A 13,834-nucleotide genomic window follows, 5' to 3' on the forward strand; every position below is an offset into this window, starting at 1 on the left:
GTATCACGTGTTATTACGATAATAGAAAAATGCGTGTCGTCACGAATTTATATTTCAGGCATACAAGTAATCAATTATTTTATGCGAGTTAACTCACAATTATTTGCTTAATTATAAACACTGTCTAATTTCCAATAGTATTTTATGGCGAACTGAATATGATGTCACCGGTAACCTATTATTAATAAACGAATTCAACTTGCCAACACCAGAACCTTACACAACCATAATTTATTAATACAATATTAACATTTTCATAATAATGATAATTTAATGTTTGCTGCAAAAAAAATGACGCCGGTGGCGTCATTTTTATTATCTCTGTCAATAATCAAGCATAGATATTTGCGCGGTCGCGTAACTCTTTGCCCGGTTTGAAGTGAGGAACGTGTTTACCTTCCAGTTCCACCTGTTCGCCGGTTTTCGGGTTACGACCTACCCGCGGTGCACGGTAGTGCAGAGAAAAACTGCCGAATCCACGGATTTCAATACGTTCGCCGTCAGCAAGCGTATTTGCCATATGCTCAAGGATCTCTTTTACTGCTTCTTCAACAACTTTAGCCGGAAGATGAGATTGTTGGCCTGCCAGCTTCTCAATCAGTTCAGATTTGGTCATATAACCTCCTGGACTACCCTGATTATCATAAAAGCAGACCGCTTGCGCGGCCTGCTGCTGCTTAATTACTCGCCTTTAGCTGCTTTGAAAGCTTCTGCCATTGCGTTGTTAGAGAAGCCAGCTTCTTCCTGCTTGTTCACAGTAGCGATAGCGTCTTTTTCATCCGCTTCGTCTTTTGCACGTACAGACAGGTTGATTACACGGTTTTTACGATCAACACCAGTGTATTTAGCTTCAACTTCATCACCAACGCTCAGAACCAGAGTAGCATCTTCAACGCGATCGCGTGAAGCTTCTGATGCACGCAGGTAACCTTCAACGCCATCCATCAGCTCAACAGTTGCGCCTTTAGCGTCTACTGCAGTTACTTTACCGGTGACGATAGCACCTTTCTTGGTAACAGCGGTGTAGTTGTTGAACGGATCTTCAGCTAACTGCTTAACGCCCAGAGAGATACGCTCGCGCTCTGCATCAACCTGCAGAACAACAGCTGCGATTTCGTCGCCTTTTTTGTATTCACGTACTGCTTCTTCGCCTGCAACGTTCCAGGAGATGTCAGACAGGTGAACCAGACCATCGATGCCGCCATCTAAACCAATGAAGATACCGAAGTCAGTGATTGACTTGATTTTACCTTCAACGCGGTCACCTTTGTTGTGAGTTTCCGCGAACTGCTGCCATGGGTTAGATTTGCACTGCTTCAGGCCCAGGGAGATACGACGACGTTCTTCGTCGATGTCCAGAACCATAACTTCAACAACGTCGCCCACGTTAACAACTTTAGATGGGTGGATGTTTTTGTTGGTCCAGTCCATTTCAGAAACGTGTACCAGGCCTTCAACGCCTTCTTCGATTTCAACGAAGCAGCCGTAGTCAGTCAGGTTGGTCACGCGACCGGTCAGACGGGTGTTCTCAGGGTAACGCTTAGCGATTGCGACCCAAGGATCTTCGCCCAGCTGTTTCAGGCCCAGAGATACGCGGGTACGTTCGCGGTCGAATTTCAGCACTTTAACAGTGATTTCGTCGCCGACATTCACGATTTCGCTTGGGTGTTTAACACGTTTCCACGCCATATCAGTGATATGCAGCAGACCATCAACGCCGCCCAGATCAACGAATGCACCGTAGTCAGTGAGGTTCTTAACGATACCTTTAACTTCCATGCCTTCCTGCAGGTTTTCCAGCAGCTGATCGCGCTCTGCGCTGTTTTCTGACTCGATAACTGCACGACGGGAAACAACCACGTTGTTGCGTTTCTGATCCAGCTTGATTACTTTGAACTCAAGCTCTTTGCCTTCCAGATGCGTGGTGTCACGAACAGGACGCACGTCAACCAGTGAACCCGGCAGGAACGCACGGATGCCGTTCAGTTCGACAGTGAAACCGCCTTTAACTTTACCGTTGATAACACCGGTAACAGTCTCAGCTTCTTCGTATGCTTTTTCCAGCATCAGCCATGCTTCGTGGCGTTTTGCTTTCTCGCGGGACAGAACAGTTTCACCGAAACCGTCTTCTACTGCGTCCAGAGCAACATCAACTTCGTCGCCAACCTGGATTTCCAGCTCGCCCTGAGCATTTTTGAACTGTTCTACCGGGATAGCAGATTCTGATTTCAGACCTGCGTCAACCAGAACTACGTCTTTATCGATAGCGACAACAGTACCACGGACGATAGCGCCCGGACGGGTTTCGATAGCCTGCAGGGATTCTTCAAAGAGTTGAGCAAAAGATTCAGTCATGTTTGATCTTCAAGTGTTTAAGTATTAACGTCCATTTAGCATCCGGCCGAATGGGGTTGTTTCACATACCTTGCAACATTCCTTGTCACAAAGGGGTGGCAGAAAACTGCTTCTTTGCCTTGTTCTCTGCCGGTAAAAAACTTCAACTTAACATTATAAACAAAAACGAATACAGAAACCTACTAAAAAACACGTTTTCAGTCAGATTTTCCGCAAATTTTGTTTATCATTCCGCCGTTTCTGCCAGTTTTTCCTTCGTATAACGAAGGGCTTCGGCAATAACGTCGTCAATTGACATGGTTGTTGAGTCCAGAATCAGCGCATCGCCGGCAGCCACCAGCGGGGCAACCGCACGGTTGCGGTCGCGGAAATCACGCTCTTCTATCTCAGCAAGAAGGCGGTCAAAATTAACACTAAAGCCTTTGTCCTGCAACTGCTTCATCCGGCGGTGGGCGCGCTCCTGCGCACTCGCGTCGAGGAAAATTTTCACCGGGGCATCCGGGAATACTACCGTGCCCATGTCGCGGCCGTCGGCAATCAGGCCCGGCGCCACACGGAATGCGCGCTGACGGCGCAGCAGAGCTTCACGGACACGCGGGAACGCCGCGATTTGCGAGGCTGTCATACCCACTTCTTCCTGACGGATAGCCCGGCTGACATCCTCACCTTCCAGAATTGTCTCAGGACCGGTGTCTTTTGCCAGGAATTTCACATCCAGATTAGCCGCCAGCGGAACCAGTGCATCTTCCGAAGTGATATCCACATGATGATGCAGTGCCGCCAGTGCCAGAACGCGGTAAATTGCGCCGGAGTCCAGTAAATGCCATCCCATTTCGTTTGCCAGTGCGTGACAAAGGGTACCTTTGCCCGCGCCGCTCGGGCCGTCAATGGTAATGACCGGAACATATACTGCCATGCGCGCTCTCCTGTCGCAGTCCGGCGGCCGTCACAACGGCCGCCTGAAAAAAGATGCCCGTATTATACGCATCTGTGACAGCAGAGGAAACGCCCTGCACGCAGAACGGCGTTTTTTTATTCTGACAGTGCCGCCAGCTCACTGAAGTAGCCGGGGAAGGTTTTTGCCGTACAGCCCGGATCGAGGATCGTGACCGGGGTATCTGACAGTGCCACCAGCGAGAAACACATGGCGATACGGTGATCGTTATAGGTTTCAATTTCCGCATGCTGCAGTTTTGCCGGCGGGGTGACCTGAATGTAATCATGCCCCTCTTCCACCAGTGCGCCGACTTTACGCAGTTCAGCTGCCATTGCGCTGAGACGGTCTGTCTCTTTCACCCGCCAGTTATAGATATTGCGGATAGTGGTTGTCCCTTCGGCGAACAGCGCGGTGGTGGCAATCGTCATCGCCGCATCCGGGATGGCGTTCATGTCCATATCGATGCCGTGCAGGGTATCGCGGGTGCATTCAATATACGTGTCCGCAAACGTCACTTTCGCACCCATTTTTTCCAGCACAGCGGCAAATTGTGTGTCGCCCTGCAGACTGTTACGCCCGATGCCGGTAACCCGCACGGTGCCGCCTTTAATGGCTGCCGCCGCGAGGAAATAGGAGGCAGATGAAGCATCCCCTTCCACCAGGTATTCTCCCGGGGACTGATACTGCTGTTTTCCTTTGATCAGGAAACGCCGGTAATCTTCATTCACCACCGTAATGCCAAAAGAGGACATCATCGCCAGCGTGATATCAATATACGGTTTGGACACCAGTTCACCGCTGATAGTGATTTCTGTGTCATTCTCCGCCGGTGGTGCTGCCATCAGCAGCGCGGTCAGAAACTGGCTGGATACGGAACCATCCACACTGATACGCCCGCCGGTAAAGCCACCGCGGATCCGCAACGGCGGATAACCGTCATTTTCCGGGAAATCAATCTGTGCGCCGCCCTGGCGCAGTGCATCGGTCAGATGACCAATCGGGCGCTCTTTCATACGCGGTTCGCCGGTCAGGGTAATGTCATTATCCCCGAGACACAGTGCCGCAGTCAGCGGGCGCATCGCCGTTCCGGCATTACCGAGGAACAGCTCAATACCTTTAAATCCGCTGATCGGTTTGCCCTGACCTTCCACAATACATTCGGTTTTGTCGTCAGAAAGCTGATAACGGATCCCCAGTTCCCGCAGTGCGCTGAGCATATGGCGGATATCATCGCTGTCGAGCAGGTTGATAAGGCGTGTTGTGCCCGCAGCCTGTGCCGCCAGCAGCAGTGCCCGGTTGGAGACACTCTTGGAGCCGGGCAGGTTAATCGTCCCGTTAATGCGGGCGATCGGTTGTAACGTCAGGGAATCCATACGAAGTTATTCTCCGGTGTGTAAACATAAAAACGAAAAACGGGGCCGGATGCTTACCCGGTCCCGGAAAAATGTCTGCAAAAAATCAGCTGTGGCGGCTTTCAAACTCCGCCATAAATTCGGCCAGTGCGCGCACGCCTTCATACGGCATCGCATTATAAATGGAGGCGCGCATCCCGCCGGCAACTTTGTGCCCTTTCAGGGAAACCAGTCCCTGTGCCTGTGCTTCGGCGAGGAATTTGCTGTCCAGTGACGGGTCAGACATCTGGAACGGCACGTTCATCAGGGAACGGTTGGCCGCCGCCACACGGTTAATATAGAAATCACTGTGATCCACCGCAGAGTAAAGCAGTTGTGCTTTATCATAGTTGATCCGGGCGATTTCCTGTAAACCACCTTGTTCAATCAGCCACTTAAAGACCATACCGGAGAGATACCAGGCAAAGGTCGGCGGGGTGTTGAACATAGAGTCACATTCACTCAGTACGGTATAGTCGAGGATGGACGGGGTTTCTCTGCGCGCTTTGCCCAGCAGATCCTCACGGATAATCACCAGGGTCAGCCCGGCCGGGCCGATATTTTTCTGCGCGCCCGCATAAATCACCCCGAAACGGCTGACATCCAGTGGTTTGGACAGGATGGCAGACGAGTAATCTGCAATCACGATTTTATCGCCGAAATCCGGCTCTTCATGAATGGCAATACCATCAATGGTTTCATTCGGGCAGTAGTGAACATAGGCTGCATCATCACTGAGCTGCCATTCGCTCATCGGTTTCACGCCGATACCGTCTTCCGATTCGGTTCTGACATTAATAATGTTCGGTGTGCAATATTTTTTTGCTTCTTCTGCCGCACATTCCGCCCAGTATCCGCCCACCACATAATCCGCTTTGGTTTTCTCGCCCAGCAGGTTCATCGGCAGTGCGGCAAAATGTCCGCGTGCGCCGCCGTGACAGAACAGCACTTTATAGTTATCCGGCACCGCGAGGATCTGACGCAGATTATTTTCCGCTTCCTTTGCCACCGACATAAACTCTTTACTGCGGTGACTGATTTCCATGACTGAGGTGCCGAGCCCGCGCCAGTTGCACAGTTCCTGCTCAGCACGGCGCAGCACTTCTACCGGCAGCATAGCCGGACCGGCACTAAAGTTATATACCTGACTCATTGACCTCACCCTATCTGTAAATTAATGCTCTGTATATCCATCATATGAATACGCCCTGTCTGTCGGTTTTATCACTCCCCACCCTTCGCTGCAACGCTTATTGCATGATGGGCGGTAAACCCTTTTTGTCGCCCGGCAGAATATCTGACTGCCTCTGACTATCAGATTGGGATATTATATAATGTATTTCCGGGGATTCATGACAGACGGCGGAAATACAGCGGAATAACCCGGTGGTAACTTTACATTCACAAAGGTAGCCGCTGACACGAAAAATCCGTATTATGTGCGCCTTTCTTCCCCGGTATTCCTGAGTCCGCGTGCAGCGGGCCGTTACAGCAATTGTGGATCCCATGACGCAAACACATACTTTTATTCCCGGCAAAGATGCCGCTCTCGAAGATTCCATCAGCCGTTTTCAGCAGAAACTGCAGCAACTGGGTTTCAATATAGAAGAAGCCTCGTGGCTCAACCCGGTGCCGAACGTCTGGTCCGTGCATATCCGTGATACTGACTGCCCGCTCTGCTTTACCAACGGCAAAGGGGCCACTAAAAAAGCCGCGCTGGCCTCCGCCCTGGGCGAGTATTTTGAGCGTCTGTCCACCAACTACTTTTTTGCTGATTTCTGGCTGGGCGAAACCATTGCCAACGGGGAGTTTGTTCACTATCCGGATGAGAAATGGTTCCCGCTGACAGAGGATGACTCACTGCCGGACGGTATTCTCGATCAGTATCTGCGCGATTATTATGATCCGGAAAATGATTTGCAGGGCAGCCAGCTGATTGACCTGCAATCCTCCAATGAGGAGCGCGGTATCTGCGCCCTGCCGTTTACCCGCCAGTCTGACGGCAAAACGGTATATATTCCGATGAATATCGTCGCCAACCTGTATGTGTCCAACGGCATGTCCGCCGGGAACACCCGCAATGAAGCCCGCGTGCAGGGATTATCGGAAGTCTTTGAACGTTATGTGAAAAACCGCATTATTGCTGAGCGCATCAGCTTACCGGCGATCCCGGAAGAGGTGCTGGCGCGTTATCCGCAGGTCACTGAGTCAATCCGCACCCTGGAAAGCGAAGGTTTCCCGATCTTCTGTTTTGATGCCTCTCTCGGCGGTCAGTATCCGGTTATCTGTGTGGTGCTGTTTAACCCGGCCAACGGTACCTGTTTTGCCTCTTTCGGCGCTCATCCTGATTTCGGTGTTGCACTGGAGCGGACTGTCACTGAGCTGTTACAGGGACGCAGCCTGAAAGACCTCGATGTTTTCACTGCACCGACCTTTGATGACGAGGAAGTGGCGGATCAGACCAACCTGGAAACTCACTTTATTGATTCAAGCGGCCTGATCAGCTGGGATCTGTTTAAACAGGATGCGGATTATGATTTCGCTGACTGGCAGTTCCGCGGCACCACCGAAGAAGAATTCACCATACTGATGGCACAGTTCGCGGCATCCGGCCACGAAGTGTATATTGCCGATTATGAGCATCTCGGTGTGTATGCCTGCCGTATCCTGGTGCCGGGCATGTCAGATATCTATCCGGTAGAAGATTTGCATATGGCCAATAACGCCATGGGTATTCATCTGCGTGAAACCATTCTCGCGCTGCCGGAAAGCCGTTACCGTCAGGAAGATTATCTCTCTCTGCTGGCACAGCTGGATGAAGAAGGCCATGACGATTTCACCCGTGTCCGTGAATTGCTGGGCATTGCCGCCGGTAAAGATAACGGCTGGTCCACCCTGCGCATCGGTGAGCTGAAATCCATGCTGGCACTGGCCGGTGGTGATACCGATCAGGCGCTGGCCTGGGTGGAGTGGACACAGGACTTCAACGCCAGTGTTCTCAGTGCCGCACGGGCAAACTATTACCGCTGTCTGCATACCCTGCTGCTGTTAACGCAGGAGCCGGAGCGGGACACAGAACAATACCTGCCGGCGTTTGCCCGTATGTATGGTCAGGAAACCCTGAATGCGGCGCTGGATGCCCTGAACGGCAAAAACTGTTTCTTCGGGTTATGTGCATCAGATAATAATTTAACGGCATTTCCTGCGCATCAGGCACTGCTGGCTGCTTATGAAAAGCTGCAAAAAGCAAAAGCGCATTTTTGGCTAAACGATAAAAATGCGATTTAATCGTCGTAAATAGCAATAAACGTAAATATTAGGTTAATTTGTTCGTTTTAAGTAACACAAAAACGACAAGTTAACCTGATTTTTTACTTTAATTAAATAAAAAACAAAAAATAAAAATATATTACAATTTTTAAAAAATTGTTTTTCCTTTATATACATAAACTTACATTGATTTTTCAACTTTTTTCAGGGTATTTGACGATTCTCTTGAACGCCTTTATGATCCACATCAAGTTTAATTTTTTCACCCTTTGTTACTATCATTGCGTGCTATAATTATTTGGAATCAAGAGACAGTTAGCATTATGAAAACTGACGCACTTTTTAATTTATTATCTCCTGCCGATATGGCACATGTTGCAGACGATGTGGGTGTCTATAAAGCAACGAAAGCCCCTCACATCACATACTTATCTGCATTTATGGCAGGAATATTCATCTCAGTAGGTTTTGTCTTTTATATTACAGCCACCACCGGTACCGCAGGCATAGTGCCTTTTGGTATCGCTAAACTTATCGGTGGTTTATGTTTCTCGCTCGGTCTGATGCTGGTTGTGGTTTGCGGGGCTGACTTATTCACCTCCACCGTATTAACCAGCGTGGCAAAAGCCACCGGGCGTATCACCTGGGGACAGATGTTTGCAAACTGGACCCGCGTGTATTTCGGTAACCTGGTCGGCGCCCTCTTCTTTGTCGCCCTCATCTGGTACGCCGGACAGTATATGGCAGCCGACGGGCTGTGGGGATTAAATATCCTGCAAACAGCGGATCATAAGCTTCATCACACCTTTATTGAAGCCGTCTGTCTCGGGATTCTGGCAAACTTAATGGTTTGTCTGGCGGTATGGATGAGCTACGCAGGCCGTAGTCTGACCGATAAACTTTTAGCTTTAGTCTTACCTATCGGTATGTTTGTTGCCAGCGGATTTGAGCACAGTATCGCCAATATGTTTATGATCCCGATGGGGATTGCGATTAAAAATTTTGCACCTTCTGAATTCTGGACTATGGTTGGTTCGTCGCCTGAACAGTTTCCGTCCCTGACAGTTTCTGATTTCGTGATTAACAACCTGATTCCGGTCACCATCGGCAACATTATTGGTGGTGCAGTTTTAGTAGGTCTGACTTATTGGCTGATTCATTTACGCGGTGACCAGAAGCATTAATCTCTGTTTATCACGACTGAATTTCTAAGTTCCATTGTTAAAAGGTAAAGTATCATGTCAGAATTAAATGAAAAATTCGCTTCAGCATGGCAAGGCTTTAATCTGGGTGACTGGTCACAGGAAGTTAACGTCCGTGACTTTATCCAGAAAAACTACACCCCATATGAAGGCGATGAGTCTTTCTTAGCGGGCGCTACAGAGGCAACAACTGCTCTGTGGGCGAAAGTTATGGAAGGCATCAAAATCGAAAACAGTACCCACGCTCCTATCGATTTTGACACTGATCTGCCGTCTACTATCACTTCTCACGATGCCGGTTACATCGACCAGTCTTTAGAAAAAGTCGTTGGTCTGCAGACTGAAAAACCTCTGAAACGTGCAATGCTGCCGTTCGGTGGTATCCGTATGATCGAAGGTTCATGCAAAGCCTACGGCCGCGAAATGAACCCGGAAATCGAAAAAATCTTCACCGAATACCGTAAAACGCACAACCAGGGTGTGTTCGACGTTTATACTCCGGACATCATCCGCTGCCGTAAATCCGGTGTTCTGACCGGTCTGCCTGACGCATACGGCCGTGGTCGTATCATCGGTGACTACCGTCGTGTTGCACTGTACGGTATCGACTTCCTGATGAAAGACAAATTCGCACAGTTCACTTCTCTGCAGGCTAAATTAGAAAGCGGCGAAGATCTGCGTGAAACTATCCAGCTGCGTGAAGAAATCGCAGAACAGCACCGTGCATTAGGCCAGATGAAAGAAATGGCTGCCAAATACGGTCTGGATATCTCCCGTCCTGCTGCTAACGCTCAGGAAGCTGCACAGTGGACTTACTTCGGCTACCTGGCTGCTGTTAAGTCTCAGAATGGTGCTGCAATGTCCTTCGGCCGTGTTTCCACATTCCTGGACGTTTACATTCAGCGTGACCTGGAACAAGGTAAAATCACCGAAGTTGAAGCTCAGGAAATCGTTGACCACCTGATCATGAAACTGCGTATGGTCCGCTTCCTGCGTACCCCTGAGTATGATGAACTGTTCTCCGGTGACCCAATCTGGGCAACAGAATCACTGGCAGGTATGGGTACCGACGGCCGTACTCTGGTAACCAAAAACAGCTTCCGTTTCCTGAACACCCTGTACACCATGGGTCCTTCACCGGAACCAAACATGACCATCCTGTGGTCTGAAAAACTGCCTCTGAACTTCAAACGTTATGCAGCTAAAGTGTCTATCGATACCTCTTCTGTACAGTATGAGAACGATGACCTGATGCGTCCTGACTTTGATAACGATGACTACGCAATCGCATGCTGCGTGAGCCCGATGGTTGTCGGTAAACAAATGCAGTTCTTCGGTGCCCGTGCAAACATGGCTAAAACCCTGCTGTATGCAATCAACGGCGGTGTTGACGAAAAACTGAAAATCCAGGTTGGTCCTAAACACGAACCAATTCACACAGATGTTCTGGATTATGATGTTGTTATGGCTCGTCTGGATGAATTCATGGACTGGCTGGCAACTAACTATGTGACTGCACTGAACTGCATCCACTATATGCACGACAAGTACAGCTACGAAGCAGCTCTGATGGCTCTGCATGACCGTGACGTATATCGTACTATGGCATGTGGTATCGCAGGTCTGTCTGTTGCAGCTGACTCCCTGTCTGCTATTAAATATGCGAAAGTAAGCCCGATTATTGACGAAAGCGGCCTGGCTGTTGACTTCAAAATCGAAGGCGAATATCCGCAGTTCGGTAACAACGACTCCCGTGTTGATGACATCGCATGTGACATCGTTGAACGTTTCATGAAGAAAATTCAGAAACACCACATGTACCGTAACGCGGTTCCTACACAGTCAATTCTGACCATCACTTCTAACGTTGTGTATGGTAAGAAAACCGGTAACACTCCGGACGGCCGTCGCGCAGGCGCTCCGTTCGGACCAGGTGCTAACCCTATGCACGGCCGTGACCAGAAAGGTGCTGTTGCCTCTCTGACTTCCGTTGCTAAACTGCCGTTTGCTTACGCGAAAGATGGTATTTCTTACACCTTCTCTATCGTACCAAACGCATTAGGTAAAGATGACGATGTTCGTCGTACTAACCTGGCAGGCCTGATGGATGGTTACTTCCACCACGAATCAAGCATCGAAGGTGGTCAGCACCTGAACGTGAACGTAATGAACCGTGAAATGCTGTTAGAAGCAATGGAAAATCCTGAGAAATATCCTCAGCTGACTATCCGTGTTTCAGGCTACGCAGTTCGTTTCAACTCACTGACTAAAGAACAGCAGAAAGACGTTATTACCCGTACATTCACAAAATCCATGTAATTTGTGCGGTAACCATTTGCTGTCTTATTAAAATGACATAAACTAAAAGGCCCCTCTGTTTCGGGGCCTTTATTATAACTGGTCAGTTTTGGAGTAATCCTGTCATGTCAGTATTAGGTCGTATTCACTCATTTGAATCCTGCGGGACCGTTGATGGCCCGGGCATTCGTTTTATCGTCTTTTTCCAGGGCTGTCTGATGCGTTGCCTGTATTGTCATAACCGCGATACATGGGATCTGCATGACGGTCAGGAAGTCACTGTGGACGAGTTAATGAAAGAAGCGGTCACATACCGCCACTTTATGAATGCATCCGGCGGCGGTGTGACAGCATCCGGTGGTGAAGCGATACTGCAGGCTGAGTTCGTGCGTGACTGGTTCCGTGAGTGTAAAAAAGAAGGTATTCACACCTGCCTGGATACCAATGGTTTTGTCCGCCGTTATGACCCGGTCATTGACGAGCTGATGGAAGTAACCGATTTGGTTATGCTGGATTTAAAACAACTCGATGACAGCATCCACCAGAATTTAGTCGGCGTATCCAATCACCGCACATTACAGTTCGCCCGTTATCTCGCTGAACGGAATCAGAAAACCTGGGTACGCTATGTTGTCGTGCCGGGCTGGTCTGATGATGAGCATTCCGCCCACCTTCTCGGTGATTTCACCAAAGATATGAAGAATATCGAGAAGATTGAACTGCTGCCTTACCACGAGTTAGGAAAGCATAAATGGACGGCAATGAATGAAGAATACAAACTTGATGGTGTTAAGCCGCCGTCAAAAGAGACCATGGAAAAAGTGAAATCCATCCTGGAAAGCTATGGTCATAAAGTGATGTATTAAGTTATCTCACTGCTATTTCTGACAGCACACCCCGGTGTGCTGTTTTTATTTGTATCCCCCCTGTTCGTTTATCTTTTGTTTTACTTACCGGGCGGCGTCTGAAACCGAAGAAGAATAAAATTTAAGATTTAAAAACCAATAAAATACATCTCCTAGCAGAGCCGGAAATAACTAAATCTGCAACCTAAACAGAAAATATAGTCAGCCTGTAATCTTATTTATACTGTTTCCGGTTGTTTTCTGACACTTTTTTCCTGCCAGTTTTTTATCCTGACCTTTTGGCAACAATGGATAATCAACACATGTACAAGATCTCCGGCTCACCTTCTTTACCCGATTCTGTCAGTCCCCCGGAAATATCATCGCCCCCGCTTTCTTCCGATACCACAGCCGCATTCCCGGGGCTGATAACAGACCGGCAAACCGTCATTTCACAGACAGGTATCGCTGCAGAGCATCTTGCCCCGCTTCAGGCATTAGCTGAAAAGCAGCAACTGGTGATCAGCTTCCGTCCGGTTGAGGCGACCGCAACCGGCCTTATCAGTGCCGGTTACCCGACCAAAAATTTTAATATCAAAGGGAAAAGTGCCAACTGGGGGCCGATGGCCGGCTTTATTCCGGTTGATCAGTTTTACAGTAAACTGTGCGGACAGAAACATAAGACTGAACTGATGAACAGGAAAGTCGCAGAATGCCTGCGGGATGGACATGCTATCGCAGATAATCTGCAAATAACCGGTTCGCGTATAAACGAACTGGTTGATATGGGATTACTTACCCGCCATCAGCCGGATAAAAACGGATTTATCACACTCGAAAGCAAGTCGCCTCATGGTCATCTGCATTTATTCACCGCGAAACCGGCTGAAAATGATTTATATGCTATCTATGTGCAGAAAGATGATACACCGGTACGTGTTCTCTGTTCCCCGCAGCTGAATAAACCACTGACCGCTGACTATGACCTGATGATTGTGGCTCCCCGTACGGAAGATTTCGGCAGTCAGGATATTCCGCATAACCCGGATGTCAGCGCAGACGCATTTGCGGAGAAACGGCCTTATCTGCTGCGCCGCGGGTCGACAAAAGAGATTATCCGCCGTGAATTACTGGAGAGGGAAGATCCTCATTTTGGTAATAACACCCCGAGAATCACCGCGCTGATCCTACAGATTAATGCAGTTCTGTTTCGCGGGGAAGGCAGAGAAGTCGTGCATCACAGTATGGATGCCACTAACCCTTTTTCTGAGATGGGGGCCAATTTCCCTGCCACCTTTTTCCTGCCGGAGCCGCTGGACGGATTACCGCAAATGCTGCTGGCAAACGATATTGAGGGTTTGCGGACAGTGATCCATACACTGGAATGTCATGGCTTTATGGTACCCCATAACCCGCTGTGGAGTGATGAGATCCCGTCACTGCGCCGGGAAAGCTTTGAAGCTACCAGAAAACTGTTTAATACCCTGTAATGGTTCAGGGATATAAAAAATCCCGCAGATTTTCACCGGCGGGATT

10 protein-coding genes are annotated in these 13,834 nt (G+C 49.1%); 5 read left to right on the plus strand and 5 right to left on the minus strand.

Features of this window, described 5'->3' with window-relative positions; genetic code table 11:
* Positions 1-331: 331 nt before the first annotated feature.
* From ihfB to serC, 5 genes are all read right to left on the minus strand, one after another.
* Complete coding sequence (ihfB, locus tag X965_RS03030; RefSeq protein ID WP_004235823.1) at positions 332-616, minus strand: integration host factor subunit beta; 285 nt, start codon at positions 614-616, stop codon at positions 332-334.
* Between the two features lie 65 nt (positions 617-681).
* Positions 682-2,355: a 30S ribosomal protein S1 gene (gene rpsA / locus X965_RS03035; RefSeq protein ID WP_004235822.1), complete on the minus strand. Its 1,674-nt coding sequence runs from the start codon at positions 2,353-2,355 to the stop codon at positions 682-684.
* A gap of 226 nt (positions 2,356-2,581) precedes the next feature.
* Positions 2,582-3,271, minus strand: a complete 690-nt coding sequence (cmk, locus tag X965_RS03040; RefSeq protein WP_004235820.1) for a (d)CMP kinase — start codon at positions 3,269-3,271, stop codon at positions 2,582-2,584.
* 116 nt (positions 3,272-3,387) lie between these two features.
* The gene (aroA, locus tag X965_RS03045) at positions 3,388-4,665 is read right to left on the minus strand and encodes a 3-phosphoshikimate 1-carboxyvinyltransferase (protein WP_036417001.1); all 1,278 of its coding nucleotides are present in this window, start codon (positions 4,663-4,665) and stop codon (positions 3,388-3,390) included.
* Between the two features lie 85 nt (positions 4,666-4,750).
* Positions 4,751-5,836: a 3-phosphoserine/phosphohydroxythreonine transaminase gene (gene serC, locus X965_RS03050; protein ID WP_036414234.1), complete on the minus strand. Its 1,086-nt coding sequence runs from the start codon at positions 5,834-5,836 to the stop codon at positions 4,751-4,753.
* Positions 5,837-6,189: 353 nt separating this feature from the next.
* Here serC and ycaO point away from each other — a divergent pair, with 353 nt between their 5' ends.
* The 5 genes from ycaO to X965_RS03075 all read left to right on the plus strand — a co-directional run bounded on the left by ycaO (position 6,190) and on the right by X965_RS03075 (position 13,788).
* The gene (ycaO, locus tag X965_RS03055) at positions 6,190-7,971 is read left to right on the plus strand and encodes a 30S ribosomal protein S12 methylthiotransferase accessory factor YcaO (protein WP_036415785.1); all 1,782 of its coding nucleotides are present in this window, start codon (positions 6,190-6,192) and stop codon (positions 7,969-7,971) included.
* Positions 7,972-8,276: 305 nt separating this feature from the next.
* The gene (focA, locus tag X965_RS03060; protein ID WP_004235816.1) at positions 8,277-9,137 is read left to right on the plus strand and encodes a formate transporter FocA; all 861 of its coding nucleotides are present in this window, start codon (positions 8,277-8,279) and stop codon (positions 9,135-9,137) included.
* Positions 9,138-9,191: 54 nt separating this feature from the next.
* Complete coding sequence (gene pflB, locus X965_RS03065) at positions 9,192-11,474, plus strand: formate C-acetyltransferase (RefSeq protein ID WP_004235815.1); 2,283 nt, start codon at positions 9,192-9,194, stop codon at positions 11,472-11,474.
* Positions 11,475-11,578: 104 nt separating this feature from the next.
* A complete protein-coding gene (pflA, locus tag X965_RS03070; protein WP_004235814.1) occupies positions 11,579-12,319 on the plus strand; it encodes a pyruvate formate lyase 1-activating protein in 741 nt (246 codons plus the stop codon).
* 302 nt (positions 12,320-12,621) lie between these two features.
* Positions 12,622-13,788, plus strand: coding sequence for a CyaA/EF/ExoY family adenylyl cyclase toxin (locus X965_RS03075; RefSeq protein ID WP_051997305.1), 1,167 nt, complete (start codon positions 12,622-12,624; stop codon positions 13,786-13,788).
* The last annotated feature ends 46 nt before the right edge of the window (positions 13,789-13,834 follow it).

Source organism: Morganella sp. EGD-HP17, from assembly GCF_000512315.2.
Taxonomy (GTDB): domain Bacteria; phylum Pseudomonadota; class Gammaproteobacteria; order Enterobacterales; family Enterobacteriaceae; genus Morganella; species Morganella morganii.

Excerpts from the sequence above, each read along its gene's own strand:
- ihfB (WP_004235823.1), bottom strand. The coding sequence starts at position 616 with ATGACCAAATCTGAACTGATTGAGAAGCTGGCAGGCCAACAATCTCAT.
- X965_RS03075 (WP_051997305.1), top strand. The coding sequence starts at position 12,622 with ATGTACAAGATCTCCGGCTCACCTTCTTTACCCGATTCTGTCAGTCCC.
- focA (WP_004235816.1), top strand. The coding sequence starts at position 8,277 with ATGAAAACTGACGCACTTTTTAATTTATTATCTCCTGCCGATATGGCA.
- rpsA (WP_004235822.1), bottom strand. The coding sequence starts at position 2,355 with ATGACTGAATCTTTTGCTCAACTCTTTGAAGAATCCCTGCAGGCTATC.
- ycaO (WP_036415785.1), top strand. The coding sequence starts at position 6,190 with ATGACGCAAACACATACTTTTATTCCCGGCAAAGATGCCGCTCTCGAA.
- serC (WP_036414234.1), bottom strand. The coding sequence starts at position 5,836 with ATGAGTCAGGTATATAACTTTAGTGCCGGTCCGGCTATGCTGCCGGTA.
- pflA (WP_004235814.1), top strand. The coding sequence starts at position 11,579 with ATGTCAGTATTAGGTCGTATTCACTCATTTGAATCCTGCGGGACCGTT.
- cmk (WP_004235820.1), bottom strand. The coding sequence starts at position 3,271 with ATGGCAGTATATGTTCCGGTCATTACCATTGACGGCCCGAGCGGCGCG.
- pflB (WP_004235815.1), top strand. The coding sequence starts at position 9,192 with ATGTCAGAATTAAATGAAAAATTCGCTTCAGCATGGCAAGGCTTTAAT.
- aroA (WP_036417001.1), bottom strand. The coding sequence starts at position 4,665 with ATGGATTCCCTGACGTTACAACCGATCGCCCGCATTAACGGGACGATT.